25 protein-coding genes, 1 tRNA gene and 3 pseudogenes are annotated in these 25,775 nt (G+C 67.7%); 13 read left to right on the top strand and 16 right to left on the bottom strand.

Annotated elements, in window-relative coordinates:
* The first annotated feature begins 40 nt into the window (after positions 1-40).
* Complete coding sequence (locus OM513_RS20405; RefSeq protein WP_264946627.1) at positions 41-1,459, top strand: MmgE/PrpD family protein; 1,419 nt, start codon at positions 41-43, stop codon at positions 1,457-1,459.
* Positions 1,456-2,265, top strand: a complete 810-nt coding sequence (locus OM513_RS20400) for a nucleotidyltransferase family protein (RefSeq protein WP_264946626.1) — start codon at positions 1,456-1,458, stop codon at positions 2,263-2,265. Before OM513_RS20405 ends, OM513_RS20400 begins: the two co-directional genes overlap by 4 nt.
* A 28-nt stretch (positions 2,266-2,293) precedes the next feature.
* Here the strand turns inward: OM513_RS20400 and OM513_RS20395 are convergent, their stop codons facing one another.
* From OM513_RS20395 to OM513_RS20350, 10 genes are all read right to left on the bottom strand, one after another.
* Positions 2,294-4,249, bottom strand: coding sequence for a protein kinase domain-containing protein (locus tag OM513_RS20395; RefSeq protein ID WP_264946625.1), 1,956 nt, complete (start codon positions 4,247-4,249; stop codon positions 2,294-2,296).
* Positions 4,250-4,277: 28 nt separating this feature from the next.
* Complete coding sequence (locus OM513_RS20390; protein WP_264946624.1) at positions 4,278-5,954, bottom strand: serine/threonine protein kinase; 1,677 nt, start codon at positions 5,952-5,954, stop codon at positions 4,278-4,280.
* A 92-nt stretch (positions 5,955-6,046) separates the two neighbouring features.
* A complete protein-coding gene (locus OM513_RS20385) occupies positions 6,047-6,619 on the bottom strand; it encodes a hypothetical protein (RefSeq protein ID WP_264946623.1) in 573 nt (190 codons plus the stop codon).
* A 31-nt stretch (positions 6,620-6,650) separates the two neighbouring features.
* Positions 6,651-7,229: a hypothetical protein gene (locus OM513_RS20380; RefSeq protein WP_264946622.1), complete on the bottom strand. Its 579-nt coding sequence runs from the start codon at positions 7,227-7,229 to the stop codon at positions 6,651-6,653.
* Positions 7,230-7,278: 49 nt separating this feature from the next.
* Entirely contained in the window at positions 7,279-7,839 is a 561-nt protein-coding gene (locus OM513_RS20375) for a hypothetical protein (protein ID WP_264946621.1), read from the bottom strand.
* On the bottom strand, positions 7,836-8,588 hold the full coding sequence (locus OM513_RS20370) for a PP2C family protein-serine/threonine phosphatase (protein ID WP_264946620.1): 753 nt from the start codon (positions 8,586-8,588) through the stop codon (positions 7,836-7,838). Before OM513_RS20370 ends, OM513_RS20375 begins: the two co-directional genes overlap by 4 nt.
* 7 nt (positions 8,589-8,595) lie before the next feature.
* Entirely contained in the window at positions 8,596-9,495 is a 900-nt protein-coding gene (locus tag OM513_RS20365; protein WP_264946619.1) for a hypothetical protein, read from the bottom strand.
* Between the two features lie 10 nt (positions 9,496-9,505).
* The gene (locus tag OM513_RS20360) at positions 9,506-10,429 is read right to left on the bottom strand and encodes a coiled-coil domain-containing protein (RefSeq protein WP_264946618.1); all 924 of its coding nucleotides are present in this window, start codon (positions 10,427-10,429) and stop codon (positions 9,506-9,508) included.
* A gap of 18 nt (positions 10,430-10,447) precedes the next feature.
* Positions 10,448-11,389 (bottom strand): hypothetical protein, encoded by a 942-nt coding sequence (locus OM513_RS20355; RefSeq protein WP_264946617.1) that lies wholly within the window; start codon positions 11,387-11,389, stop codon positions 10,448-10,450.
* A gap of 10 nt (positions 11,390-11,399) precedes the next feature.
* Positions 11,400-12,239 (bottom strand): hypothetical protein, encoded by an 840-nt coding sequence (locus OM513_RS20350; protein WP_264946616.1) that lies wholly within the window; start codon positions 12,237-12,239, stop codon positions 11,400-11,402.
* 113 nt (positions 12,240-12,352) lie between these two features.
* Here OM513_RS20350 and OM513_RS20345 point away from each other — a divergent pair, with 113 nt between their 5' ends.
* Together OM513_RS20345 and OM513_RS20340 are read left to right on the top strand one after the other, a co-directional pair.
* A complete protein-coding gene (locus OM513_RS20345) occupies positions 12,353-14,368 on the top strand; it encodes a hypothetical protein (RefSeq protein WP_264946615.1) in 2,016 nt (671 codons plus the stop codon).
* Positions 14,368-15,810, top strand: coding sequence for a hypothetical protein (locus tag OM513_RS20340; RefSeq protein ID WP_264946614.1), 1,443 nt, complete (start codon positions 14,368-14,370; stop codon positions 15,808-15,810). Before OM513_RS20345 ends, OM513_RS20340 begins: the two co-directional genes overlap by 1 nt.
* Positions 15,811-16,294: 484 nt before the next feature.
* On the opposite strand, the gene OM513_RS20335 is transcribed toward OM513_RS20340, so the two are convergent.
* From OM513_RS20335 to OM513_RS20330, 3 genes and pseudogenes are all read right to left on the bottom strand, one after another.
* Entirely contained in the window at positions 16,295-16,684 is a 390-nt protein-coding gene (locus OM513_RS20335; RefSeq protein WP_264946613.1) for a hypothetical protein, read from the bottom strand.
* Positions 16,685-16,702: 18 nt separating this feature from the next.
* A pseudogene (locus OM513_RS20880) lies at positions 16,703-16,816 on the bottom strand (IS1 family transposase); the annotation flags it as partial.
* A gap of 70 nt (positions 16,817-16,886) precedes the next feature.
* Entirely contained in the window at positions 16,887-17,717 is an 831-nt protein-coding gene (locus tag OM513_RS20330) for an HpcH/HpaI aldolase/citrate lyase family protein (RefSeq protein ID WP_264946612.1), read from the bottom strand.
* A 133-nt stretch (positions 17,718-17,850) separates the two neighbouring features.
* On the opposite strand from OM513_RS20330, the gene OM513_RS20325 reads away from it, so the two are divergent.
* From OM513_RS20325 to OM513_RS20310, 4 genes are all read left to right on the top strand, one after another.
* Entirely contained in the window at positions 17,851-18,693 is an 843-nt protein-coding gene (locus tag OM513_RS20325; protein ID WP_264946611.1) for an FAS1-like dehydratase domain-containing protein, read from the top strand.
* Positions 18,690-19,907, top strand: coding sequence for an acetyl-CoA C-acetyltransferase (locus OM513_RS20320; RefSeq protein WP_264946610.1), 1,218 nt, complete (start codon positions 18,690-18,692; stop codon positions 19,905-19,907). Before OM513_RS20325 ends, OM513_RS20320 begins: the two co-directional genes overlap by 4 nt.
* A 299-nt stretch (positions 19,908-20,206) precedes the next feature.
* Positions 20,207-20,629 carry a hypothetical protein gene (locus tag OM513_RS20315; RefSeq protein WP_264946609.1) on the top strand — a complete coding sequence of 141 codons (423 nt, stop codon included), beginning with the start codon at positions 20,207-20,209 and terminating at the stop codon, positions 20,627-20,629.
* Between the two features lie 4 nt (positions 20,630-20,633).
* Positions 20,634-21,230 carry a relaxase/mobilization nuclease domain-containing protein gene (locus tag OM513_RS20310; protein WP_264946608.1) on the top strand — a complete coding sequence of 199 codons (597 nt, stop codon included), beginning with the start codon at positions 20,634-20,636 and terminating at the stop codon, positions 21,228-21,230.
* Between the two features lie 72 nt (positions 21,231-21,302).
* On the opposite strand, the gene OM513_RS20305 is transcribed toward OM513_RS20310, so the two are convergent.
* Both OM513_RS20305 and OM513_RS20300 read right to left on the bottom strand, forming a co-directional pair.
* Positions 21,303-22,067, bottom strand: a complete 765-nt coding sequence (locus OM513_RS20305) for a hypothetical protein (protein WP_264946607.1) — start codon at positions 22,065-22,067, stop codon at positions 21,303-21,305.
* A gap of 26 nt (positions 22,068-22,093) precedes the next feature.
* Positions 22,094-22,729: a hypothetical protein gene (locus tag OM513_RS20300; RefSeq protein ID WP_264946606.1), complete on the bottom strand. Its 636-nt coding sequence runs from the start codon at positions 22,727-22,729 to the stop codon at positions 22,094-22,096.
* Between the two features lie 173 nt (positions 22,730-22,902).
* On the opposite strand from OM513_RS20300, the gene OM513_RS20295 reads away from it, so the two are divergent.
* The 4 genes and pseudogenes from OM513_RS20295 to OM513_RS20865 form a co-directional block, all read left to right on the top strand.
* Entirely contained in the window at positions 22,903-23,130 is a 228-nt protein-coding gene (locus OM513_RS20295; RefSeq protein WP_264946605.1) for a hypothetical protein, read from the top strand.
* Entirely contained in the window at positions 23,127-23,426 is a 300-nt protein-coding gene (locus OM513_RS20290) for a hypothetical protein (protein WP_264946604.1), read from the top strand. The genes OM513_RS20295 and OM513_RS20290 overlap by 4 nt, the downstream gene beginning before the upstream one ends.
* A 317-nt stretch (positions 23,427-23,743) precedes the next feature.
* A pseudogene (locus OM513_RS20285) lies at positions 23,744-23,950 on the top strand (transposase); the annotation flags it as partial.
* A gap of 12 nt (positions 23,951-23,962) precedes the next feature.
* Positions 23,963-24,538 (top strand): annotated as a pseudogene (locus OM513_RS20865) (recombinase family protein); the annotation flags it as partial.
* Between the two features lie 499 nt (positions 24,539-25,037).
* Here the strand turns inward: OM513_RS20865 and OM513_RS20280 are convergent.
* Positions 25,038-25,127, bottom strand: a tRNA-Ser gene (locus tag OM513_RS20280).
* Between the two features lie 134 nt (positions 25,128-25,261).
* Between OM513_RS20280 and hspQ the strand changes: the two genes are divergently transcribed.
* The gene (hspQ, locus tag OM513_RS20275) at positions 25,262-25,642 is read left to right on the top strand and encodes a heat shock protein HspQ (protein ID WP_380916585.1); all 381 of its coding nucleotides are present in this window, start codon (positions 25,262-25,264) and stop codon (positions 25,640-25,642) included.
* The last annotated feature ends 133 nt before the right edge of the window (positions 25,643-25,775 follow it).

Below are 25,775 nucleotides of genomic sequence, written 5' to 3'. Positions count from 1 at the left end.
TTCCTTCAAACCGTTACATTCGCTTCCTAGATCGCTGCGAGTGACTCGCAATCCGACCCTAGCTTTCGGTGCGTGGCTCGCCACGGCTCCGCGCGACTGGCCCGATGCGGCCGTCCGGGCCGCGCGGGATGCCTTTCTTGATGGCATCGCGGTCACCGTTCCGGGCGCGGCCGATCCGGCGGCCCGCACCATATTCGAAACCGTGCGCGGCTGGGGCAGCGGCCCGGCGGCGGCGATCGGCTTCGGCACCGGCCTTGCCGCGCCCTGGGCGGCGCTGGTCAACGGCACGGCGGCGCACGCGCTCGATTTCGACGATAATTTCGATCCGCCCAAGGCGCACGCCACCGCCGTTCTCGTCCCCGCCATCCTCGCGCTGGGCGAACAGGAGGGCGCGCCGGGCGCCGATTGCATCGACGCCTATATCGCCGGGCTCCAGATCATGGGCCGCACCGGCCAGGGCGTGAACCCGCCGCACCGCAACCGCGGCTGGCACGCCACCGCCACGCTGGGCGCGATCGGCGCCGCCGCCGCCTGTGCCCGGCTGCTGCGCCTGCCCACGCAGATGGCGGCGCACGCGCTGTCGCTCGCCACCAGCATGGCGGGCGGCTTCATGTCGCAGTTCGGCACCCAGGCGAAGCCGCTCCACGCCGGCCTCGCGGCCAAGGCCGGGGTGATCGCCGCCAGCCTGGCGCGCGACGGGCTCACCGCCGGGCTCGGCACCTTCGATGGCCCCACCGGCATGAACCGGCTGATGGTCGGCCCCGATTACGAGCAGCTTCGCGACGGGCTGACCCGGATCGAGCATGGCCAGAACCTGCGCTTCGAGACCGAATCCGTCGGCGATCCCCTGCTGATCCTGTCGAGCGGGCTCAAGGTGAAGCGCTTCCCCAACTGCGGCAGCGCGCATCGCGCGATGGACGGGCTGCTCGCGCTGCGCGAGGCGCATGGCTTCGCCGCCGAAGAGGTGGCGGAGGTCAACGTCCGCTATCCCGCCGTTCACAACGCAAACCTGATGTACGGCGATCCGCGCGACGCGGCGCAGGCCAAATTCTCGCTGGAATATGCGCTGGCGGTGCTGCTGCTCCAGGGCAACTGCACGCTGGCGGATTTCGCGGGCGATGCGCCGCTGCGTCCGGAGGTCCGCGCGCTCTATCCGCGCATCCGCCGCCATCCGGTCGACCGGTCTGAGGGCGAATATCCGACGCGGGTCGAGGTGGTGCTGGCCGGCGGCCGCCGCCTCGAAACCGCGGTGCGGATGCCTGCCGGCAGCATCGACGCCCCTTTCACCCCGGAACAATATCGCGCGAAGTTCGCCGGATGCGTCGCCGGGCTGCTTTCCCCGGCTGAGGCCGATGCGCTGTACCGGGCGATCGGCGCGCTGCCACGGCTTCGTGACATCGGCGAACTCACCGCCGCCCTTCGCATCCCCTTCGCGCTCGAACGAGAGGACAGCCAATGACCGATCAGCGCTATACCGCCCTCGTCCTCGCCGCCACGCGCGGCAACCGCGATCCCCTGGCCGAGGCCGGCGGCGTATCGCACAAGGCGTTCATCGACATCGCCGGCCAGCCGATGCTGCGCCGCGTGGTCGCCAGCGTGCTCGACAGCGGGCGCGTGGGCCGCGTGATCGTCCAGATCGAGCCCGGCAGCACGGAGGAGGCCAAGGCGATCCTCGCTCCGCTCGGCGCGGACGGCCGCATCATCTTCGCCCCGTCCGCGGACAGTATCGGCGCCAGCGTGGCCAGGGCGGCGGAGGCGTTCCCGGAAGCGCTGCCGATGATCATCACCACCGGCGACAACGCGCTGCACACCGGCGATCTGGTCCGCTATTTCTGCGACGCGCTGGACAAGGTGGAGGAGGACGCAGCCCTGGGCCTCACCGCCGCGTCCACCGTGCTGGCCGAATATCCGGAGGGCAACCGCGCCTTCCACCGCTTCCGCGATGGCGGCTATTCGAGCTGCAACCTTTATGCGCTGCTCACCCCGCGCGCGGTTGAGGCGGCGCGGATCTTCAATTCGGGCGGCCAGTTCGGCAAGAAGCCCAAGCGCCTGATCGGCGCCTTCGGCCTGTTCGCCTTCCTGGTCTACAAGACACGGCTCACGCGGCTGCGCACGTTCCTGAAGTTCCTGTCGCGCGCGATCGGGGTGAAGACCGCGCCGGTGGTGATCCCCTTCGCGGTCGGCCCGATCGACGTGGATCGCATGGTGGACTGGGAACTCGCCAACCGCATCGTCGGCGAGCGCGAGACCCGCAAGGCGGCCTGATCCGCCGAACCGGCACCCGCCCGTTCCCCTATCGCAGGAACACCTCGGCGCGGCGGCTCATCGCGTCGCGCTGGCCCTGCGAGAGGTGCGTCGCGCGCGAGCTGCCATAGCCGTTCTGCACGATGATGCCCGCCGGGATTCCCCGCGCGCTGAGATACTGCGCCACGGACGATGCCATGCGGTTGGTGAGCCCGACCGCATAGGAAGACGAACTCTCCTTGTCGGTATAGGCGTTGATCACCACACTGCCCGATCGGCACGAATTCCAGCGGCTGACCGCATTGTCCAGGATCGCGGTGGCCTCGGGCGTGATGCTCGAACGGTCCCATTCGAAATAGAGGATGAACGGCCCGGCCGCACAACTACCCCCGCCCCCGGAAGAGCCGCCCACGGGCGTCGTGCGCGGCGTTGGCGTGGGGGTCGGCTTGGGCGTCGGCGTCGGGCTGGGCGACGCGCTTGGCGTGGGCGTGGGCGTGGGTGAAGGCGCAGCCGCGGCGGCAGGCTTCAGCGTGGCCAGATAGGCGATCAGGTCGGCGCGCTCGCGCGGATCGGGCAGACCGACGAAGGTCTCGCGCGTGCCCGGCGCCATCTGCCGCGACGAGGTGAGCCACTGGTCGAGCCGCTCGGGCGTCCAGTTGCCGCCCAGCTTCTTCAGCGGCTCGGTATAGCCGAAGCCCTTTACGGAGGCCACGGCCCGGCCGACGATGCCGTTCAGGCTGGGGCCGATGCCATTGGCCTCGTCCGTCGTCAGGTGACAGGCGGTGCATTTCTTCGAAACCGCCTCGCCCCGCACGGGATCGGCGCTCGCCATCAGCGCCTGGAAGCCCGTTCCGGGTGCCGCGGCGGTATCGTTGCCCGTATCCGCCGCGCCGCCGCCCTGCGTCGCCATCACGATCGCGATCACCGCCGCGGCCGCCAGCAGCACGCCGCCCCCCGCCACCAGCGGCAGCTTCCCCGGCGGGATCAGCCCGCCCGCTCCCGGCGTGCGCGGCTCCCTGGGCGGAGGCGGAGGCGGCGGCGGTGGTGGAGGAGGGGGTGGCGCGGGAGGCAGAGGCGGCGGAGGCGCCAGGGCCGCTACCGGCACGGCGGCCGGCTTCTGCAGGCCGAACCCCAGCTCCCGGCGCCAGGCGTCGGCGTCGGCGGGCCGGTCTTCGGGGCGCGGCTCCAGCGCATGATCGATCGCCGCCAGGAATCCGGGCGGATAGCCCTCCGGCGCGATCGCCGACAGCGGCCGGTGATCGCTGCGGTACAGCCGGCGGCCCGCCTCCTGCGGGGGGCGTCCCGTGATCGCGCGGTAAAGCACCGCGGCGGCTGAATAGATATCGGTCCAGGGGCCGAACCCCTCGCCTTCCTCGGCATATTGCTCGATCGGCGAATACCCCGGCTTCACCACCGCAGCGACGCTGCGCGTCATCTGCATCACCAGGTCCTTGGCGGCGTTGAAGTCGATCAGCACCGCGCGCCAGTCATAGCCCGGGGTGACGATCAGATTGTCCGGCGCCACATCGCGGTGGAAGATGCCCTGATGGTGGAGGAACGCCAGCGTCTCCGACAATTGGTCCGCCACCGTCATCACGTCCGCGGGATCGGTCAGCCCGCCTTCGGCCAGCACCGCCTCCAGCACGCGCCCCTCGACGCGGTCCATCGCCACATAGGCGGTGTTGTTCGCCTCGAACACGTCATGGACGCGCATCACGCCCGGATGTTCGGGCAGGTCGCGCATCCGCCCGCCCAGCGACACGAAACGCTCGACGCCGCGCAGGAAATCCTGTCCCCAGCTCCCGCGCGAAGGATGTGCCTTGCCGTCGGCGCGCGACACCACCTGCTTGGGCCAATATTCTTTGAGCAGCAGCGCGCCGCGCCGCGGGTGCTCGACGGTATAGACGATCCCCTCCCCGCCCTGGCCCAGCACTCCGGTGATGCGATATTCGCCCACCATCGCGCCGGCCGGCTGCGCGTCGCGGAAATCGCCCGTGTCGGTCATGCCTTCCTCTCCCGGCTGGGTATCACGCTCAGTTGCGGCGGCAGTTCTGCGGACAGATCTGCGCCTGCGGCGCGCTCTTGTAACAGGTGTAGCTCACGTCCCCGAAGCAACTGTCGCCCACGCATTCCTCGTTGCTCACGGTCACGCTTCCCGAAAGGCTCGATCCCGCGAGCGCGCTGGGGCAGGCCCGCTGCGCGGCGGCATATCCGGCAGAATAGGCGGAATTGCCCCGGCGGAAGCTGAAGTTCTGGGAGAAGCGGCGCGAGCTGCCGCTCGGCTGCTGGGTCACGCATCCCGCCGGGCAGATCGGCCGCTGGTCCACCTGCACGGCCTGCGACGGGCGCGAGACTGGGCTCGGCGCCGTCACGAGCAGAGACTTGTCCGCGGCGGGAGGCTTTGACGGCTTGCCGCTCGCGGCCAGGGCCGGCGTTGCGCTGGCTGCCGCAACCGGCGCCGCGCTGTTGCCGGTCACCGTCGCCAAGCCGCTCTCGTTCGTAACCGGAGCGCCGCCCATCCGCGACGCCAGCACGGCGATCACCAGCAGCACGACCACCGCCGCGCCCAGCCCCAGCGCGATGAGCTGGCGCCGGGTGTCGTCCCGCGGCGGCGGAGTGACGCCGGTCTCACCCGGCACCTCGTCCGTCTCCTTCTCGCGCTCCGGCGGCGGCGCCGGAGGTGGCGGCGGTGGCGCCGGAGGTGGCGGAGGTGGCGGAGGTGGCGCCGGAGGTGGCGGAGGGGGCGGCGGCGGCGGAGGCGGCGGTGGCGGAGGTGGCGGAGGCGGCGGCGGCGGCGCGGGAGGCGCAGGCGGCACGTAGCTGCTGGAAAGGCCCATCGCATGGCGCCACTGCTCGCTGTCCTGCGGCCGCGCGTCGGGGCGCGGGTCCAGCGCCGCCTCGATCGCCGCCAGGAACCCGGGCTCGAAGCGTCCCGCCGCCAGTTCGGTCAGCGGCTCGTGCTCGGCGGGCCGCAGCAATCGCCGCGTCGGGTCCATCGGCGGGCGGCCGGTGATGACGCGATAGAGCACCGCCGCGGCCGAATAGATATCGGTCCACGGGCCAACCGGCTCCTGCCCCAGCGAGTCATATTGCTCGATCGGGGTATAGCCCGGCTTCACCACCGATTCACGGCTGCGCGTCAGTTGCGCGACCAGGTCCTTGGCGGCGTTGAAATCGATCAGCACTGCCTTCCAGTCGTGGCCGGCGCGGATCATGATGTTGTCGGGCGCGATGTCGCGGTGGAGCAGCCCGTGCGCGTGCAGATGGCCGATCGCGGCGGTAAGCTGGTCGGCCAGCTCCACGATCTGGTCGGGATCGGCGAAGGCCCCGGCGGGCAGCGCGCGCTCCAGCGTGCGGCCTTCCACATCCTCCATCACCATATAGGCGGTGTTGCGCTCCATCAGCACTTCGCTGATCCTGAGCACGCCGGGATGGTGCGGCATCCGCGCGAAGCGTTCGCCCAGCAACTGGAACTGCTCCACGCCGCGGCGGAAATCCGCCCGCCAGTTCTGGTGCGAAGCCTCCGCCCGGTGGCCCTTGCCGCGCGACGCGATCTGCTTGGGCCAATATTCCTTGATCAGCACGGTTCCGCGCGAAGGATGGTGCGCGCGATAGACGATCCCCTCCCCGCCCTGGCCGATCGCCTCGCCAAGGATATAGTCGCCCACCGCCGATCCCGGCGGCTGCGCGTCGCGGAAATCGCCGCTCATGCCCTGTCCCGCGCCTTCGATCGCCTGATCACGCGAACCCCCATGCCGCCTTCATGCCATCATCCGGGTGTTCCCCGCCAGCCCCTCGCGCCTCAGCCCCTAATCGCGGTGAAGGCGATGGGGGTGATCCCGTCGCCCTCCACCATCACGACCGAGAATTTGCGCGATCCGGTCATCAGTACGTCCGCCGTCCATCGCTGCATGTCGCCGGGCTTGCCGGTGTCGGCATAGCGCCATTCGCCGCGCAGGTAGAAGCCGCACAGGCCATTCTCCTCGCGCACCTCGGTATGGAATTCGAAGTCGCCGAAGATCGCGCCGATCTCCGATTGCCACAGCGTGCAGCCGGTCTTCTCATAGGGCAGGTCCACCACCTTGATCTTCAGCTTGTAGCGGACCTTGTCCCCGTCCACCTGCCGTCCGTCGAGATAATAGACGTGGAGCAGCTCGCCGCCCTTGCACTCGCGATTGGTGACGATGCCCGGAGCCAGGTACAGCACGCCCTGATAGCGGCCGGAGTGGACCAGCGAGCTCGCGGTCTGCTCGCGCTGCAGCATCCGCGCGCGCTCGCAATTGCCGGTGTAGATCGCCTGCGCCTGCGCGGTTCCCGCCTGGGCCAGGCATCCCGCCAGCGCCGCGGCGCGCATCCATTTCCCCGGTGTACGCATATTCTACTCCCTTGCCGGCTCCCGCCTTCGCTCAGAACGGATCGATGGTCAGCGCGATCGGCGTAACATAGCCGCTGGCGGTGCTCTGGTTCACGACGCGATCGGTGCCGCTGGCGGTCTGCACGGCCACGCTCCAGTTGGTCGACCAGCCGCTGTTGTTGCGCAGCGCCCAGTCCGAATTGAGCGTGAAATCGCACAGGCCGTTGTTCGGCGTCACCTTGGTGGTGAAGGTCACGGTGCCGTATACCTCGCTGTTGTGCAGCTTGATGGTGGGACAGCTCGTGCCCGGCAGGCCGACGCGATATTCGTCGCGGCGCACCGAATAGACCTTGCTGGTGCCGGTCGAGCTGCTGCGCGTCAGCGAATAGACGACCAGATACTGCGGGTTGCACGAGGTATCGGTCCGAGCCCGCCAGCTCACCACGCCCTTGTACTTGGTGCCCGGCATCAGCTTCTCGACCGTCTGTTCCCGCTGGAGCGCGCGGGCGCGATCGCAGTTGCCGGTATAGATGGACTGGGCCTCGGCCGCGCTCGCGCCCGTCAGGCACGCCGCCGCCATCATCCCCCGCGCCCAGCCGGAGCGCCCGAACCGCGTCATCTTGCCCTGCATCGTCTTCCCCTTTCCGCTTCCGGCCGAACCTGCTGCTCCCCCGTCCCGGTCATGTCGGGTCCGGAGTCAGCGCGATGGGGCTGACCATGATCAGCCCGGAATGCGCGCGGCGGCTCACCATCAGATAGGGCGCCGCGACCTGCACCGTCTCGCTCCAGTCGTCCGCCCATTTGGAATCGACCTGCGCACGATGCCGCCACGCGGATTCGAGCAGGAAGTCGCAGACCCCGCCGCGCTCGACTACCTTCGTGGTGAAAGCCACATCGCCATAAATCGCCTTGTTGCGCACGCTGACCTCGGGCGAACAGCTCTCGCCGGCCTGGGCGACGTTATAGCTTTCGCGCGTCAGCCGGTATTCGACGCGGCTGCTGTCCAATCGCGTGCGCACCAGCAGATAGCGGAACATCAGCAGCGACTGGCATGCCGGCTGGGTCCGCCAGCGCTCCATATAGACGCCCTGATATTTGGCGGAGGGCACCAGCCGGTCCACCGTCTGCTCGCGCTGGAGCGCGCGGGCGCGATCGCAATTGCCCGAATAGATCGCCTGGGCCTCCGCCGGGACGGCGCAGGCGGTGGCGATCATCGCAGCGACGGCACCGGTGATCCTCATCGCATCCTCCATCCCCAGATTCCGCGCCTGCGCGTGGCGCGGAACAGCGTTGCCAGCGTGAAATTGTCCCCGTTGAACGGCTTACGCCGCGCCAGCGCCACCGCCAGCCGGGGCGCATCGTATCCCGCGGCGGCAAGATCGAACAAGTCTTCCTCCGCGGCATGCTCCCAGAAACCGTCGGAGCACAGCGCCAGCGCCTCGTCCGCGCCGATCGATCCGCCGCCGGTGTCGATCATCGGGTCCTCGCCGCCCAGCGAGCTGACCAGCACGTTGCGGCGCGGATCGTGGCGCACGTCCGCGGTCAGCCGCTCGCCTTCGGGCAGCGCGGCCATCGCCACGCTATGATCGCCGGTCAGGCGCAGCGACGCGGCGTCGCGCGCCAGCAGGTAGATGCGCGTGTCGCCGCAATGCGCCCATCCGATGAGGTCCCCCGCCGCCACCGCCACCGCGATGGTGGAGGAAAGGTCCGATTTGCGCCTGCGCTGCTCGGCCCGGACGGCATCGGCGGCGGCCCGCACGCATCCCGCCGCGATCGTCTCCGGATCGCCGCCTTCTCCGCATCCGCGCAGAAACCGCTGCGCCGCGCGCACCGCGACGCGGGAGGCCAGTTGCCCGTCGCTGTGCCCGCCCAGCCCGTCGGCGACGATCGCGGCCGCCCCGTCGCCCAGCCGCGCGCCCACCCAGCTATCCTCGTTGCGCTCGCGCCCGCCCTTGCCGCTCGCGCCGGACCAGCTCCACCGGACGGACATCCCGCGGTCAGCCGCGCCAGGCGCTCTCGATCTCCTCGAAGATCTGGGAGAGGTTGTCGATCAGCCCGATGGTCACGTCCAGCCCGACGCTGGTGGCGTCCATCAGGTCGGTGACGTCCTTCGCGCCCTGCGACATGGTGTTCGAGGTAGTGGTGACCAGCTCGCCGAGCTGCTGGAGCGCGTCGCGCATCGCCTCGATGCCCTGGGTCACCTCGTTGCGGTTGCCATTCTCTTCCTGGGTGACGCGGTCCATCTCCTGGCGGGTGTGGTCGCTCAGCTCCTGCTCGCGCGCTTCCACCTCCTGGCGGGTGTGGTCCACCGCGGTTTCCAGCGTCTGACCGAATTCGGTGCGCGCGCCGGTGACGTCGCTCTCCACGCCCTTCTGCACCGCGTCGCGCTGGGTGGTCGCGTCGTTCTCGGTCGCCTCGCGCCAGGCGGTGAGCTGCGACTGGAACTCCTGCAGCGCCTCGCCATGGCGGCTGTGGCCCGAATTGGCCTCGGTCAGCAGTTCGTCGAACAGCGTCATCCCCGCCTCGCGCCGCGCGCGCACGGTCTCGCGATGCTGGCCCAGTGTGTCGGTACCGTCGCCGTTGGCGGAGCTGCCCTCCTCGCAATGATGCGCGAGCTGGCCCAGCGCCTGGCCGTGCTGGCTGGCCGCGGTTGATGCCCAGTTCTGCGCGCGGGAGAACGCCTCCAGCACCTTGGCCGCCGCCTCCGCCGCGCGGCCCGCCTCGGACTGGAGGTGGCCGCGCAGGTCGTCGAACTGTTCGGTGAGCTGGTTGAAGCGCTGGACGGAGAGGCGCATCACCTCCTGCACGCGCTCCTTGCCGTCCTCGATATGCCCGATCGCATTGGCCACGCCTTCGCGGGTGGCCGATACCTGTGCGAGGATCTCGTCGGTTTCCACGGCAGCCTCCTCAGATGTCCACACCGACCGCGCCCGCGATCGCCTTGATGCCGCCGCTCTGCTCCTCGACCGCGTCGAAGATCGGCCGCAGCTTCTCGACCAGCTCGCGCACCAGCCGCTGCTTGGCGTCGGCGTCGTCGCGCGCGCCCGCGATCTCGTCGATCGCCTCGTTCAGCGCATCGTCCAGCGCGCCGATCGCCTCGTCGGCCAGGTTCTTCAGCTCCTCGCTGACCGTCTGGATCGCCTCGCGCTGCAGCTCGCTCAGCGGCTGCGTCAGATATTGCTCGACCAACTGGTCCAGGTTCTGGTCGAAAAGCTGCGCGATCTGGCCCAGGTCGGTCTGGAGATACTGGGCGACATTCTCGCCCGCCTCCTTCATCAGACCTTCCAGCGCGGTGCGCATCTGATCGACGAACTGGCTCCACTGCTGCTCGATCTCGGTGACGGCGGCGCTGAACTCCTGCATGAACTGCTCGCCCTCGCGGACGCGCCCGTCGAGCTCCTGGATGCCCTGGGAGATGGCGTCGCCCCACTCCTGCACCGCCTGGGTCAGCGCGTCGGCGGTCTCGCGCACCTCCTGCTCCAGCTCGTCGGCGGCGGCGGTGGCGGCGTTGATCGCCTCCTCCAGCGTCTTGGCCGCGGTCTCGGTCTCGTGCGCGGCGGATTCGATCGCGGTGCAGGTGGCGTCCACCTCCGACTGCAATTCGCCCGCGCCGCTCGCGATCACGCCCGCGCGCTCGGTCAGCTTGGTCTCCAGCCCGTGGAGCTGCTCCACCGCGCTGGCGAACAGGCTTGCCGCCTTCTCCTCCAGCATCGCGATGCTGGAGCTGGCCTCCGCGATCAGGTCGGCAAGCTCGGCGGCCTGCATCGCCGCCGATTCCACGTCGTGCGCCAGCGCCTCGGCCTCTGCGCGGACTGCTTCGATGGTCGCCATCCCCGGCCCTCCCCTGAACTAGAACAGATCGCCGAAGCGGCCGATGGTATCCTTCCAGATGCGGATCGCCTGCAGGATCACGTCGGTCAGCTTCTTGATGGCGATCAGCTCGGGCAGCACCGGCGACATCGCCCCGGTGACCGCCGCGCCGAGCTGGGTGGAGGCGACCGCTTCCAGGATCGTCTCCAGGATGCGCTTCACCGCCGCCTCGATGATCCGCTGCATCGCGGCCTCTAGCTTCTCCTGCACCTCGGACGAGACATGCTGGCCCAGGTCGCGCACCGCCGCGTCCACCTGCTGCTCGAAATCGGCCAGGAGCTGTTCGGCGACCTGGCTCATCCGCTCCAGCGCCGATTCCGCCTGCTCGCGCGCGTCGGACAGGTGGCGCTCCACCGCTTCGGTCTGCGGGCCGTGCAGGTCGTCCAGGAAGGCATCGCACGCCTCGCGCAGCGTGCGTTCGAAATTGCTCTCGATCTCGGTGGCGAAGCGCTCGACCAGCCCGTCCACCGCCTCATGCGCGGAGGACCACGTGGCCTCGGCGGACTGGAGGTGCGTGTCGAGCTGGCGCAGCGCCTCCTGCACCTGCTGCGTCTGTTCGGCCAGCGCGGCGGAGAATTCGCGCGTCGCGCCCTCGGCGGTGTGCAGCGTCGAATTCCACTGCTCGCTCGCCTGGGCGATCGCCTGCTCGATGCCGTGTACCGCGTCGCGCGCGGTATCGACCACGCCCGAAAGCCGCGTGCCCAGCGCCTCGGCGGCATGGTCCGATGCGTCGGCCACGGTGTCGATCGCCGGCTGGACGTCGGGCTCCGGCGCCTCCTCGTCCCATGGCCCGGATGCGAAATGCCCCGCCATCGCCTCCGCTTCGGAAACGATGCGGCCGCGCGCCTCGTCGATCGCCGCGTCGGCGGCGGTGATGCGCGCAAGAATGTCGTTGAGATCCTCGATCGCCGCGGTCGGCATGGCTACCCCCTCAGCTCAACTGTTCCGCCAGCTCCAGCACCGGCCGTATCTTGTCGATGATCTCGGAAACCTCGCGGATCACGTCGATCACCTGCTCGATCTCGTCGCCAAAGTCGCCGCCCAGCGATTCGGAGAGCTTGCCCAGCGCCTCGGCCGCGTCGATCGCGGTGCTGCACGCCTCGCCGATCGTGTCGAGCGCGCCGGATGCGTTGCCGCTCATCGCCTGCGATCCGGCCTCGGCGGCGGCCCGCACCGCGCCCTCGGCCTCGCCCAGCAGCGTCTGCGCCTGCTCGCCGAGCTGCTGCAGCATCTCGGTCAGGTCGCTCACCTGCTCGGCGGTCGCCTGGCCCAGCGCCTCGAACTGCTCGCCCGCGCGCTCGACGAGCTGGGAGGTCGCGTCGATCCGCTCGCGGAGCTGGTCCAGCCCCTGCTCCAGCGTCTCCAGCGCGGCCGCCAGCGCGTCGCGCGCCTCGCTGTCCAGCGTCTCGCCCTTCTCCTCGGCGTCGGTGATCGCGGCGTCGGCGCTGCGCAGCCCGTCGGCCAGTGCGGTATCGCTGCCGGTAAGCTGCGTCGCGAAGCTAGCCTCGGCCTCGGACATCGCCAGCGAACGTTCCTGCGTCGCCGCCTCCGCCGCGCCGATCGCCTCGGTCACGCGATGCGCCTCCGCCTCGAAACGGTCGACGATCTCGGTGGCCGATTCCTTCATCGCCGCGATGCGCTCGCGCGCCGCGTCGAACGCCGCCTCGACCCGCGAAGTCAGCTCCGCGAGCGATGCCGCCACCTGGTTCTGCAATTCGACGTCGAGCGACTTGAGCGCGTTCGACGTACCGAAATCCCCGTTTTCTGCCACGAATCCCCCGCCTGAAAGGAACCGTTTCGCCAACGCTAGGTCCCGTTCGCCCAACCTGTCGAGTCGAATTTGAACCTTGACTGAACCCGTAACGGCTTTCCATAGTCCCCGGCATGGCGGCAGACGGAGCCAGCAATACGCCCGCTCCGGCACCACGCCCGGCCGCCCGCGCGCTCGCGCCGCGCTCCGCCATTTCGAACACGCCAGAGGTCGAAAAGACGCTCCTGCAGGTGCGCAAGCTGGTCGCCGACGTCGATGAGGCGCGGGTCCAGCGCGCCTATCGCCACTGGCTCGATTGGGTGCTCGATCGCGGCAAGCGCGCGCCGCTCGCCCTCGCCGTGCTGGCCGGGGACCAGCTTGCCGCCATCGCCCCCGATGCCGCCCGCGCCGTCGCCCAGATCGACGAGCCGGTGGTCGAGCTGGGGCCGCGGCGGCGATCGGGCGAGGATACGCCCTGGACGCGCATCACCCATGATCTCGGCACGCTCCACCGCATCATCCTGATCCGCGATCCCGCCGCGCTCGCGGCGGACTGGCCGGTCTGTGCGATGCTGCGCCGCGAATGCGCCGGCTTCCTCCATTTCGACGGCGTTGACGGTTCGGCGATCCCCGCCGGGCTGTTCGCGCAGCTTCCGCTCGGTACGGTGACCGTGCGGCGCGGCGGAGGCGATGCCAATCCCCCCGCCCCGCGCGGCCGCCAGCGCAGCTATGTGCTCGACGTGGCGGAGGATGCGCCGCTCGCCGCGATCCTGGAACGCGCGCTGCCGGTGCAAGTCATCCCCTCGCTCCGCCTGGCGATGCTGTCGCAGGATCTCGCCGATCTCGCCGCCGCGGTTCAGGGCGAGGACGCGACGATCAACCAGCGCAGCGACGAGAACAGCACCTCCGAAACCGCGCGCGCCAGCCGCAGCGAGGAGGAACGGCTGCTGGTCGAGGTCGATGCGGTCGGCGCCGCGCGGACCGAGATCGGCACCGATGTGAAACAGGTCGTCGCCGCACTGCGCCAGTCGCGCGCCGGCTTCGATCCCGCCGTGCTGCTGGAGATCGGCACGCCGGAATCCTTCGCCCATCTGGTGCAGCAGCTCGAACAGGCGCCGGACGAGGAGCTGAGCGAGCTCGTCGCCTCGCATCCCAAGCGCAACTGGTGGCGCGATACGCCGTTCCGCCACGTGCCCGCGCTGTTCAGCGCCAAGCAGGAGGCGCAGCTCCGCCCGGAGGTGCTCCAGAACGCGCTCAAGGACGTCGAATACGGCACCGTCCGCGCGATCGGAAAGGCGGCGTCGGACGCCATCGCCGATTTCAACCGCGCGCTCGCCGACGCCGATCTGACGTTCGAGCCCGCGAGCGGCGGCATCAGCGCGATCCTGCGCGGGCACATGATGCAGCGCACGCATTTCGACAGCTTCCTGATCAACCGCCCCCCGCCGCCCGGCGGGGCGCTGCCCGATTCCCAGCTCGCCCAGCAGATCAAGGAAACCGCGGCCAAGGCGTTCAGCGCCTTCGGCCAGAGCGAGGTCCGCGCCTTCCGTATCGAGCGCGAGCGCAAGGGCTTCGTCGGCCGGCTGACCGAGGCGCGCAGCGCGATCTTCGGCGTCTATTTCCTGCTGCTGATCGGCCTGCGCTTCCTGCGCCAGGATACGATCTGCCAGCGCGCGTCGGAACTGTCGAAGGAGCCCGCGCGCGGCTATGAGCTGTGGTGCGCGATCGAGGACGGGCTGCGCAGCAACTGGCTCAGCTACATCATGCTCGGGCTGATCGTCTTCGGCCTGTTCTTCAACATCTATTCCCAGCCGCGCAAGGAGCGCATCCAGTTCGCCGATCGCGTCGAGGCGAAGCTGGAGGAGCTGCGCAACCGCCTCTCCGCCTTCCTCGACCGGCTGGTGAAGGACCAGCTCAGCGCGCTGGAAACGCGCCTGAACGATCAGGCCGATGCCATCGATGCCGCGCTGGCCCGGCTCCAGGCGTCGCTACGCACCCGGCTGGAGGCGTTGCGCGGCCCGGTCGCGCCGCCGCCCCCGCGTGAGCTGACGCCGCTCGGCCGCCGCGATCTGGATGCCCAGGCGCGCGCGCTGGCGGGCAAGATCGGCGACGATTTCGCGGCCGAATATGCCGCGGCGGTGGCCGGCTGATGGCGACGCTTGCGCTCTTCATCGCCGCGGCGCCCTTCCGCGGGGTCGTGCAGACCGCGGACGGCGTGCGCGCGCTGCTGCGCGGGCTCGACGATCCGCCCGACGATTCGAACCTCGATCCCGCGGTGTTTGTCGATGCGCTGGGGCCGGAGATCGGCCGCCGCGCGCGCCGCACCGCCTCCGCCAACCCCAACGGACTCTTGTGGAACGCCCAGCCGGGCGGCGTGGCCGAGGCGCGGGTGGAACATCCCACCACCGGCCAGATATGGAGCGGGCGCGATCTGTTCGCGGTGCTGTTCCGCCGCGCGATCCAGGCCGCCGAGCGCGGATCGGGGCAGCCGGTGGTCGGCCTGTGCCTCATCACCCCCTCGGGCCTCAGCGAAGAGGATCGCCGCGCGCTGATGGCCGCCGGCCATCTGGCGGGCGCGGCAGAGGTGGAGCTGATCGACATCGGCCGGCTGGTGGTGGACGCCTCCGACATCGGCCAGCGCCACCTGCTGATCCAGTTCGACGCCAACCAGCTCCGCCTCAACCTGTTCCGCTCGGGCGCCGAGGGGCCGGTGCTGGAGCAGAGCCGCGATCTTTCCGCCAACTGGGCGGGCGACCGCATCATCGATCGCCTGCTCCACCGCATGGGCGACGAGGCGGGCAGCCGCGCCGTGCAGGAGATGCTGCGCGAAACGCTGCCGCAATGGAATGCGGAGGCCGGCGGCTATGCGCTCGTCCCCAACCGTTTCGGCACGCCCGCGCCGCTGTTCCTCCCGCGCGAGGAGCGGCAGGAGATCGTCGAGCGGGTGATGAAACAGGTCGGCGCGATCCTGGAGCTGGGGATGATCCAGCCCCAGATGATAAGCTGGATCCATCTCCAGGGCGAATGGGCCACCGCCATGCAGCGGCATTTCGAGGCCTTTGCCCCGGCCGCGCGGATCGTGGCGGCGGCATCCTCGGCGGCGGCGCTGGAGCTGGTGCAGCCGGTGGTCCACGGCCTGCTGCGCACCCGCTCGCGCATCCATGCGGACCTGCCCGCGCGCGCCCGCGTGCCGCGCGACCATGAGACCCGCGTGCCGCTGGTGGAGCCGGGGGCGCCGCTGCTGCCCACGCTCGATCGCCCGGCCGATTTCCCGACGCTCTATCTCGATTCGATGGGCATCTTCGCCGCTGATCCCCAGGTGCGCGGCGGCGAGCCGGTGGAAATCGGCGAGGTGGCGATCCCCCGCCTCTACGAGCGCCGCCCGCACAGCAAGCTCCAGCTCCGCCTCAGCGCCGACAACGCCGATTTCCTGGTCGCCCGCGCCGATCTGGGCCTGTCGTTCAGCCCCACGCTGCTGCTGTTCGACAAGAAGCTGGTGAAGGGAGAGGTCGTGGCGCCCCACGTCACCACCGCGCTCACCCGCCAGGAACGCACCGGCCGCATCCGCCCAGGCACCACCTCGGCCGCCTGAGCCCGGTGCGGGCTCAGCGCCCCAAGCGCACCGATCCCGGCCCCATTCAGCAGTCCGGCCCATCCCGCATGCTAGGCCGGGCCGGCTGCGGCGGATTTCGCGAAATCAGGAAATCTCCGATGTCGGCAGCATGCGTGCTGGGCTGGCGGGGCTGCGGCCCGCGCCGCGACAGCAGCACCCCGCCGGCTACACCCTGCGGATTCTGGCCCGGATCACGCGCACCCTCGTAAGTGCTGACATTCGCCTCTATCGGCCCACTCGTATCGAGGGGAATCGACGCACATTTTCCCGCCTGGCCGCATGCCGTAAGCATCAGGAGCGCGGCGGCGACTGGCACAGCACGTCGCATAGTTCGGTCCCTTGCCCTCCGAGTCTCCGTCCCAATATACAACCGGTCGCCGAGCAAAGTCCCGGCATGAAATTCCGGCGACACTGAAGTTCCGGGGAAATTCCAGGTACAAAATACCTAATTGGCGGTAGCGGGTCAGTTTGAATTTTGACGGACGAACTCCGACCCGGTCCAGTAAATTCGGTCGGCGCTTTCACGATAGGTGATGTCGCCATACGGGGTGTTGGTTTGTAGCCGCCCATCGACCTTCGTTGCCGGGAAGCCGCCATCCCGGGAATCGGTGGTGGTTCCGTGGCCTTGGATGAAATAGCCAGAGCCGTCCCGGGAAATGGCAATCCGAAGACCCGCCCTGGGCGAAAACCATTCGCCGACAAAAGGATCAGTTGTTGCGACGGTCTGACCCGTTGTACTTGCCCCGGATTCATTAGATTTCGTAATGCTCTGCTCTTGAGAGCACGACGCCGTGCCGAATAGAAACGCAGCGCAGATGCAAATCGCTGGTCGATTCATAATGCCCCCGGACACAATTGCGTCATGAGCATATCACGCTTCCCGCTTCTTGTAAGGCCCGTGCTTCTTCGGCCCCGGCTCCGCTTCCTCAACGAGCGCCACGATGTCACCGATCTCCCAAAGCCGATCCGTCACACCAGCGGCCACGAATTCTGGGGACACCACACCTGGTAAGCCGAGGTTCGGGACCGTGCTTCTGGCGGCCGGGCATCCCGCCCTAAACCCGCGCCAGCAGCCGCTGCGCCTGCTTCAGGTGCGGCTGGTCGATCATCTTGCCGTCCAGCTTGAGCACCCCGGCGCCGGGGTTCGCGGCAAAGGCCGCCACCACCGCGCGGGCATGGGCGATCTCCGCCTCGCCCGGGGTGAAGCCCGCGTTGATCGCCGCCACCTGCGCCGGGTGGATCGCCATCATCCCCGTGAACCCGTCTCGCCGCCCCCGCGCGACATAGGCGGCCAGCCCGTCCGCGTCGGCGATGTCGGGGAAGACGGTCTCGATCGCCGCCACCCCCGCCGCATGCGCGCCGAACAGCACCAGCGACCGGACGACCTCATAGGGCGCCGTATAGCTGCCGTCGGGGTTGCGCGCGGTGGCCGCGCCGATCGCGGCGGGCAGGTCCTCCGCGCCCCAGGTCAGTCCGGCCAGCAGCGCCGCCGCCGCGCCATAGCTGCCCAGGCCGAACACCGCGGCCGGCGTCTCGCTCGCGATCGGCAGGATCGGCGGGCAGCCCTCGCCCAGCCGCTCCGCCAGCGCGCGCACCGATCCGGCGTCGATCGATTTGGGCAGCACGATCCCGTCGGGCAGAATCCGGCGCAGGACATCAACATCGGCGTCGGCATGTTCCGATCCGGTTGGATTCACCCGCACGAAGCAGGGCGTCTCCCGCGGCTGCGCCAGCCACGCCGCAACCGCCTGCCGCGCCCCGGCTTTCTTCTCCGGCGCGACCGAATCCTCCAGGTCCAGGATCAGCGCGTCCGCGCCGCTGGCCGCCGCCTTGGGAAACCGCTCCGGCCGGTCGCCGGGGACGAAGAGCAATGATCTCAATCGCATACCGCCTCTTCGCGCGGCCCGCGATCCAACGCAATATGCGCCGCAGATCCAAAGCCGCGCCGCTTCCGGTTTTTTTCGCGCAGGCCGGGGACAGGCGCCGCCTCTTGTCCCATAAGGCCGCGCGGAGGACCAGGTGGACATCGAACTTCTGAAGCGCTGGATCGGCCGCGAAGAGCGTGTTTCCGGCCGAGCCAATCCCGAGCCTTTACAGGGACTTGCAGCCCTTCTTGATCACAGCTCTCCGCCCTGGCGCGCGGGTGAGGTGCCGCCGCTGGGGCACTGGCTCTACTTCCTGCCCACCGCGCTCCAGTCCGGGCTGGCGGCGGACGGCCATCCCCATCGCGGCGGCTTCCTGCCCCCCGTGCCGCTGCCGCGCCGGATGTGGGCGGGCGGCACCGTCAGCTTCCGCGCGCCCGTGCCCATCGGCGCCGCGATCGAGCGCGTCTCGACCATCGGCGACGTCAGCCACAAGACCGGCGCCAGCGGCGAGATGGTGTTCGTCGCAGTCGATCACCGCATCCTCGTCGATGGCGCAGTGGCGATCGAGGAGCGGCACGACATCGTCTATCGCGGCCATGCCGCGCCCGGATCGCCCGCCCCGGCGGCCCCGCCTCCCCCTCCCCGCGCGGCGGAGATTACCCGAAGCTATCTCGCTGATCCGGTTATCCTTTTCCGCTATTCGGCGCTTACCTTCAACGGCCACCGCATCCATTACGACCGCGACTATGCCTGCGGGGTGGAGGGCTATCCCGGCCTGGTCGTCCATGGCCCGCTCTGCGCCACGCTGCTGGTCGATCTCTATCTGCGCGAACATCCCGGCGCGCGCGTCACCGGCTTCGCCTATCGCGCCCGTGCGCCGCTGTTCGATGTCGATCCCTTCACGCTCAACCTGGCCCGCGGCGGCGGCCGGACCGAGCTATGGACCGCCGGCCCCGCCGGCACCCCCGCCATGACCGCGACGATCGAAGGAGAATGAGTTTGCGTGAGACTGTGATCTGCGAGCCCCTGCGCACGCCCGTCGGCCGCTTCGGCGGCGTGTTCAAGACGCTGCACGCACATGAACTGGGCGCCGCGGTGGTGCGCGGGCTGATCGATCGCACGGGGCTGCCGGTCGATCAGGTGGACGATGTGCTGTTCGCGCAATGCTATCCTTCGATGGACGCCCCCGCGCTCGGCCGCGTCGTCGGGCTCGACGCCGGGCTGCCGATCGAAGCCGGCGGCATCCAGATCGATCGCCGCTGCGGCTCGGGGCTCCAGGCGCTGATCTATGCGGTGATGCAGGTCGCGACCGGCGGCTCGGACCTCGTCCTGGCGGGCGGCGCGGAGTCGATGAGCAACGCGCTGTTCTATTCGACGAAGTTCCGCTGGGGCATCCCGGCCGGCGGCATGGCGTTCGACGACGGGCTGGCGCGCGGGCGCGTCACCGCCGGCGGCCGCAACTTCCCGGTGCCCGGCGGCATGATCGAGACCGCCGAGAACCTGCGCCGCGACTATGCGATCCCGCGTGAGGAGCAGGACGCGCTCGCCGCCGAAAGCCACCGCCGCGCCATCGCCGCGCAGGACACCGGCATCTTCGCGCAGGAAATCGTTCCCGTCGCCGTGCCCGGCCGCAAGGAGACGGTGACCATCGACACCGACGAGCACCCCCGCCGCGGCATCACCGCGGAGGGGCTCGCCGCGCTCAAGCCGCTGGTGGCCAAGGACCCGGAAAGCACCGTCACCGCCGGCAACGCCAGCGGCCAGAACGACGGCGCCTCCGCCGCCATCGTCACCACGCGCGAGAAGGCCGAGGCGCTGGGGCTGAAGCCCTATGCGCGGATGGTGTCCTGGGCGCTGGCGGGCGTGCCGCCCAAGACGATGGGCATCGGCCCGGTCCCCGCCGTCGCCAAGGCGCTGGGCCGCGCCGGGCTCAGGCTGGCCGACATCGACCTGATCGAGCTGAACGAGGCCTTCGCCTCGCAGGTGCTGGCCTGCGCGCGCGAATGGGGCCTGGGGGCAGAGGATTTCGCGCGGATCAACGTCAACGGATCGGGCATCTCGCTCGGCCATCCGCTGGGCGCCACCGGCGGGCGCATCCTCGCCACGCTGCTGCGCGAGATGGACCGGCGCGAGGCGCGCTATGGCCTGGAGACGATGTGCATCGGCGGCGGCCAGGGCCTCGCCGCGGTGTTCGAGCGCTGCGGCGGCTGATCCGGAGCCGCGTGCGGCCGGTCGCGGTGGAGCAAGGCGGCGCAGGGAGCCTGAGGAGGGTCGAGACCGGCGCCCCATCGCCCCGGCCGCTCGAGCTTATGCGAGGAAGGCCAAGGCGTCGGATGCCGCCGCCGACGCCTGAGGCTCAAACAAGATGTGGCGGAGAGAAGGGGAGACTCTTCGAACTCATTCATTGCCGGAATCCCTCTCTCGGACCTGTTTGAGGAACTGGCCGACTATAACCGCCAGCTTGAAGCCCTGCAGAAAAATCGCCGCGATCTGGAAGCGGAGCCGCAGCCATGATGCAGCCGCTCCAATCACATTTCACCGTGGCCGCCTCCCCTGCCAATGCCACCAAGCGCCGAGATAGGGCACCCCGGCCCATCTCTATTCGCGTGACCACCGAAGAGCGGGCATGGCTCGAACAGGAGGCGGGCACCCTGACGCTTAGTTCCTACGTCCGTTCCAGGCTGCTCGATACGCCCGGAAAGCGCCGTCAGCACCGGAAGCAGCCCAACCTTGACCGTGTGGCCCTTGCCAGAATCCTTGCCCTATTGGGCCAATCGAACCTTGCGCCGAACCTGAGCACCATCACGGAAGCCGTGCGCACGGGAACGGTGGAACTTGGCCCTGAGCTCGCTTCATCGCTTAGGCAGGCGTGTGCCGACATCGCCCTGATGCGCTGCGACCTTATCCGGGCGCTGGGGATCAGGGCGGAATAACGCTATGATCCTCGTCGGCAACCAGCGCGGGGGTGCGAAAAACCTCGCACTTCACCTGCTCAAGCAGGAAAACGATCATGTGCAGGTTCACGAGTTGCGCGGCTTCGTTTCCGACAATCTCATGTCCGCGCTCAACGAGAGCTACGCGATCAGCCGGGGAACGCGCTGCAAGCAGCACCTCTTTTCGTTGAGCATCAACCCGCCGCCCGAGAAGCAGGTCAGCACCTCCGAGTTCGAGCAGACGATTAACCGGGCGGAAGCCCAGCTGGGGCTTACAGGCCAACCGCGCGCCATTGTGTTCCACGAAAAGGAAGGGCGGCGTCATGCGCATGCCGTGTGGAGCCGGATCGATGCGGAAAAAATGAGGGCGGTTCAGCTCTCCCACACCAAGCGCAAGCTCACCGCGCTTTCCCGCGACATCTTCATCGAGCGCCAATGGCGGATGCCGGACGGGCTGATGGAGAGCAAGCCGCGCGACGTGCGCAACTTCACGCTGGAAGAGTGGCAGCATACGCGGGTCTTTCTTGTCTTCTACATCGTCCTGATCGGCCATGGGGCATTCTACCAAGCCGCGACGCGGAAAGCAGCATGTCGGTACTGATTTGTCATAGCAGCGCGTGGCGGCGACGACGCCGAACTGGACGTCCTGTCGATGCTCAGCAAACCATGCGTGCTACGCTTGAGTGGATTCCGGGGGCTCGCCGCCAACAGGTTCCTTACGGCCGATCCCGACCATGGAAGCGTCGTCAAAGTAGGCACGAACGATATCGCCGTAGCGGTTGGCGACGCTCTCTCCGAATTCCGCGAATTCGCGGAGTTGCTTACGCATGGCGGTCGCGAACAATTCTAGTTCCTCGGACTGTAGGCGAACCCTATTCGCTTCGCCTGTCGTCATCCGCGCGATCGTCCGGGAAACTCCGGTTTGATCGCGGGTGGTGGATCCCTTCTCGGCGACGCGATAGTGAAATTCGGTCTTCAACAGTCCAAAGGTTGAAAGGCTTTCGATAGCGGCGCGGTGACGGCGGGGCAGGAGAATGAGGTCATCAACATATTCGGTCTGCTTCGCGCTGACAAAAAGCGCTAGTTCTTCGGCTTCGAAATCCGGAGTCAACTCCCGCTCGACCCCTGCAAAGGATGAAATGCGCTCGTGAAGCAACATGTCTGTATGACCGTCCCGTTCGGCCCGGGCGATCATCTCCTCGACCTGATTGTGAAAGTCCGCGAGCGAGTTCGAGAGGATGCATAGTTTGACGAATGCGCGGTGAGCGGCGCCTTGCTCTTTGTCGAGGCGGCTTTGCCTGTCGCGTTCAAGAACTTCCTTTGAAGCCCGTTGCGCCAGGAAATAGGACGGAATGCCGCCCGCGAGCGCGCCGATGATCCCAGCAAGGGTGGGGATGAGGACTTCCCACAGACCGGGTCCGCCGGGAAAAATCTGCATTGCTATCGAACTCCGTCATCAGGGCTTCACGACGCGCCGCTCGAAGCCGCCTGCTCCGCGTGGAAATCGTCTTCCATTGAAAGAGCCGATTTGGCCTTTCCAATATCGAGCGACAGCTTCGCGGGCTCGATTCCTGTCAGCTCTTCGATTTCCCGAAGGGCAGACTCAACGAGGTCCACCGCGTCAACCGCAGGCTGGAGCACGTGCGCAACGCTGTATGAGTATTTTCGGTCGGGATTTTCTTCGAGCCGGGGCAGCCAAGTCTGCGCCTCCTCGATACGAAAGTAGAACTTGCTGACTTCGAGCGCGATTGAGGGAGGAAGCAATCCAATTTTGGGGGCCAGCGCCGGAAACAGGCGGGGTGCGGGGATTTCGACCATTTCACGGAAGTACCTGTCGAAATCATCTTCGCCGCCTTGAAAACCCGACCGCAGGTAGCGCGCGCCGACGAACTGTGCCAACCGCGCGGTGCTTTCGCGAAGCAGGAGGATTTCGCCATATAGCGCCAAGGCGGTCGATGCGATCTCCTCGTTGCGAAGACGTTGATCGCGGCGTCGATTCAAATGGAAATTTACGAGCGCGCCGACCACCAAGGCCACGAAACCGAGCGTCGCCCCGATGGCAGTCTGCCAGCCTTTCAGTTCTGCGTAGAATTCCGTCATCGCTCGGCCCTGCGGCGATTATGCCCAGTTTCGGCACGTCCATACAACAAGCCTTGCGGCTTGGCCGCGCTGTGAACGGGATTACATAACAGGCACAGGTGATTGCCAGAATGGCAAGGCGCTTGCCGTGCGAGGCATTGGACCCCAACCGGGAATTCGTGGTAATATAGAATATGGACAAGAAAGCGCCGATCAGGTTCAGCGACGACAGCATTTCCGGCCGCTTGCAGCGGTTCGAGCAAGGGCTGATCGACGCCGACATAGAAGGCATCCCGCCCGATCCCGAGGGTGAAGCCTTGCTGCGCGACCTCATCGTGCGCGGCGTTGATCGCGATGAGCGCGTTACCCGCCTTAAGGAATTCCTTGCCTCCAGACGAGCCCGTACCGTCGCGGCCGAATGAACGAATATACCCGGTCTGCGCAGGAAGAGCGCGAATATCGGCGCTTGCGCTATCCGGGCAGCGACGTTCTCATCAACAAGCTGAATTGCCGCACCCAGGAAGAGCTGGACGAGGCCGAGCGGCTGATTGTCACGGCTCGTTTGAGTGACAACCTTCCTCCCGCCGCCCGCCGTTTCGACGTTGCAGGCCTCCGGGCGGTTCGGCCTTCGCACACCGCGACGGGAACGGATTCAACGTCGTGCTCGATGCCACGCCGCTGGACGGGCGGCTCACGCTTCGGACGCCGCAAGACGTGAACGCCACCCTGAGCAAGAACAAGGAAGGGCAGGAACGCGGCTCGCAAGAACCTGATCGGTGACGCAACGAGACAAGTTTGCGGGCACGTTCCCTTCGATCCCGACGCGGGAGGAACTCGCGCAGCGCCTCGCCGCGCGGGATCGACCAGCGCCCGCATTAGAGCCGAGAATGCCGAGTCCGGACGGCGAGGCGATCCGTGATCTTGTGCATCGGGCATGTTGCCCTCCTTGCAGGCGTTTTAGGGTCAGGACCCATAAACGGGGTTCCCTTGGCGGCTGAGGTGTGATTCAAGCTCCGCGACAGCAGGAGCGTGGATTTGAGCGAGTTTTGGTTGAGTGAGGCACAGTTTGAGCGGCTTCGGCCGCTGCTGCCGGACAAGGTGCGGGGCGTTGGCCGGGTTGATGATCGTCGCGTGATCAGCGGCATCATCCACGTCTTGAAATCGGGCGGGCGCTGGGTCGATGCGCCGACCTGCTATGGTCCGAGAAAGACGCTCTACAACCGGTTCGTGCGCTGGGCGGCGACCCGCAACCGCATGGAGGCTCGTCTACGGCAGGGATATTGGCCGTTCATCGCGTGTCTGGGCTACCGCTATGAGAGGTTTGAAGGTCACGGCAAGCTGCTGGTGCGCGACGAGCCTTTCGCCTCGATCATCCAGGAGGCGTTGGAAGGATACGCCAGCGGGCGGTTTCAGACGCAGGCGGAAGTGAAGCGCTTCTTTGAAGCGCGACCGGAGTTTCCGCGGAACGCCAAGGGCGAGGTCCGCAATCAATATGTGAACGAGATTCTGACTCACCCTTTGTACGCAGGAATGGTGCAGCGCCCCGAATGGGGCGTATCGCTGCGCAAGGGCAAGCATGATGGTCTTATCGACTTTGCCACCTTCGAAAAGGTTCAGGCCCGTCTCAAGGGACGGGCTTACGCGCCGGCACGTCCAGACATCAGCGCGGACTTTCCGCTTCGCGGCGCGGTGTGCTGCGCCGACTGCGAGCGTCCTCTGACGGCAAGCTGGTCACGGAGCAAAACAGGCGATCGGCACGGCTATTACATGTGCTTCAATCGCGCCTGCGTCAGCCGTGGCAAATCAATTCGCCGCGCAGAGATCGAAGGCCAGTTTGAGCAACTGCTGGAAGGGCTGGAAGCCTCTCCATCACTCGTGAAGATCGTGAAGGCCATGTTCCGCGATGGGTGGGAACTGCAACGCAAGCAGGCGCACAAATCTGCCGCCGTATTTAGGCGGGCCATTGAGGCAGCCGACGAAGAGATCGCCCGCCTTGTCAATCGTGCGGTCGCAGCCACCAACGAGTCGGTTGCCGCTGCCTATGAACGGCGCATCGACGCGCTCGAACGCGAGAAGCTTGTTCTCGCCGAGCGTTGCGGGAATTCCGGTCAGCCGGTGCGCCCCTTCGATGAAATGTTCGAACTCGCTATGCAGTTCGTATTAAAGCCTTCAAATCTTTGGAAAAGTGAACGTCTGGAAGACAAGCAAACGGTCATCAAACTCGCATTTGCTGACCGGCTTTCCTATTCCCGGAATCGAGGGTTTCGAACCCCCAAAACCTCCAAGGTTTTCAGGATGTTGGAGGCAGCGAAAACCGGAAATTTTAGAATGGCGGAGAGGGAGGGATTCGAACCCTCGATACAGTTGCCCGTATGCCGCATTTCGAGTGCGGTGCTTTCGACCACTCAGCCACCTCTCCGCAGAGGAAATCGCATCCCTGTCCCGGTGCGGGACCGGATGCGGATCGCTGGTGAGCGCGCGGCATTAGCGAGTTCGTCCGGGGCACGCAAGCTGTGTCCTTGTGCGCCGCCGCAAACGCATTAGATTGGGTGCATGACCGCGATGCACACCCCTTCCGAAAGCTTTGAGGCCGGGGTGCCGATGCCCCCCGTGGCCCATGCGCGCTTCGCCATCGGCGAGGTGGTGCGCCACCGGCTGTTCGACTTCCGCGGCGTCGTGTTCGACGTCGATCCGGTCTTCGCCAACAGCGACGAATGGTATGAGGCGATCCCCGAAGACGTGCGCCCGCGCAAGGACCAGCCCTTCTACCACCTGCTCGCCGAAAATTCCGATTCGACCTATATCGCCTATGTCAGCCAGCAGAATCTGGTGTCCGACGACAGCGGCGATCCGGTGGACCATCCGGCGATCGGCGGGCTGTTCGACGGCTACGACGCGGGCAAATACCGGCTGAAGCCGCACCACCGGCATTAGGCTGTATCGACATTCAGAGGATTCCCAAAGGTAGGGATGTCTGATTCATGGGTTTCTGCAGTTGCGGAGGCACCATGGGGATCAAGCGATACGAGTTGAGCGAAGCGCAATGGCATCGGATCGAGCCGATGCT

This window comes from Sphingomonas canadensis (assembly GCF_026013525.1).
Lineage (GTDB): Bacteria > Pseudomonadota > Alphaproteobacteria > Sphingomonadales > Sphingomonadaceae > Sphingomonas > Sphingomonas canadensis.
This window is presented reverse-complemented; position numbering and strand designations above follow the sequence as displayed.

Bases quoted from the DNA above. Each gene is read 5' to 3' on its own strand.
- OM513_RS20385 (WP_264946623.1), bottom strand. From the start codon at position 6,619: ATGCGTACACCGGGGAAATGGATGCGCGCCGCGGCGCTGGCGGGATGC.
- OM513_RS20355 (WP_264946617.1), bottom strand. From the start codon at position 11,389: ATGCCGACCGCGGCGATCGAGGATCTCAACGACATTCTTGCGCGCATC.
- OM513_RS20290 (WP_264946604.1), top strand. From the start codon at position 23,127: ATGAACGAATATACCCGGTCTGCGCAGGAAGAGCGCGAATATCGGCGC.
- OM513_RS20320 (WP_264946610.1), top strand. From the start codon at position 18,690: ATGAGTTTGCGTGAGACTGTGATCTGCGAGCCCCTGCGCACGCCCGTC.
- OM513_RS20315 (WP_264946609.1), top strand. From the start codon at position 20,207: ATGATGCAGCCGCTCCAATCACATTTCACCGTGGCCGCCTCCCCTGCC.
- OM513_RS20345 (WP_264946615.1), top strand. From the start codon at position 12,353: ATGGCGGCAGACGGAGCCAGCAATACGCCCGCTCCGGCACCACGCCCG.
- OM513_RS20380 (WP_264946622.1), bottom strand. From the start codon at position 7,229: ATGCAGGGCAAGATGACGCGGTTCGGGCGCTCCGGCTGGGCGCGGGGG.
- hspQ (WP_380916585.1), top strand. From the start codon at position 25,262: ATGACCGCGATGCACACCCCTTCCGAAAGCTTTGAGGCCGGGGTGCCG.
- OM513_RS20400 (WP_264946626.1), top strand. From the start codon at position 1,456: ATGACCGATCAGCGCTATACCGCCCTCGTCCTCGCCGCCACGCGCGGC.
- OM513_RS20340 (WP_264946614.1), top strand. From the start codon at position 14,368: ATGGCGACGCTTGCGCTCTTCATCGCCGCGGCGCCCTTCCGCGGGGTC.
- OM513_RS20330 (WP_264946612.1), bottom strand. From the start codon at position 17,717: ATGCGATTGAGATCATTGCTCTTCGTCCCCGGCGACCGGCCGGAGCGG.
- OM513_RS20295 (WP_264946605.1), top strand. From the start codon at position 22,903: ATGGACAAGAAAGCGCCGATCAGGTTCAGCGACGACAGCATTTCCGGC.
- OM513_RS20305 (WP_264946607.1), bottom strand. From the start codon at position 22,067: ATGCAGATTTTTCCCGGCGGACCCGGTCTGTGGGAAGTCCTCATCCCC.
- OM513_RS20395 (WP_264946625.1), bottom strand. From the start codon at position 4,249: ATGACCGACACGGGCGATTTCCGCGACGCGCAGCCGGCCGGCGCGATG.
- OM513_RS20375 (WP_264946621.1), bottom strand. From the start codon at position 7,839: ATGAGGATCACCGGTGCCGTCGCTGCGATGATCGCCACCGCCTGCGCC.
- OM513_RS20310 (WP_264946608.1), top strand. From the start codon at position 20,634: ATGATCCTCGTCGGCAACCAGCGCGGGGGTGCGAAAAACCTCGCACTT.
- OM513_RS20370 (WP_264946620.1), bottom strand. From the start codon at position 8,588: ATGTCCGTCCGGTGGAGCTGGTCCGGCGCGAGCGGCAAGGGCGGGCGC.
- OM513_RS20360 (WP_264946618.1), bottom strand. From the start codon at position 10,429: ATGGCGACCATCGAAGCAGTCCGCGCAGAGGCCGAGGCGCTGGCGCAC.
- OM513_RS20300 (WP_264946606.1), bottom strand. From the start codon at position 22,729: ATGACGGAATTCTACGCAGAACTGAAAGGCTGGCAGACTGCCATCGGG.
- OM513_RS20390 (WP_264946624.1), bottom strand. From the start codon at position 5,954: ATGAGCGGCGATTTCCGCGACGCGCAGCCGCCGGGATCGGCGGTGGGC.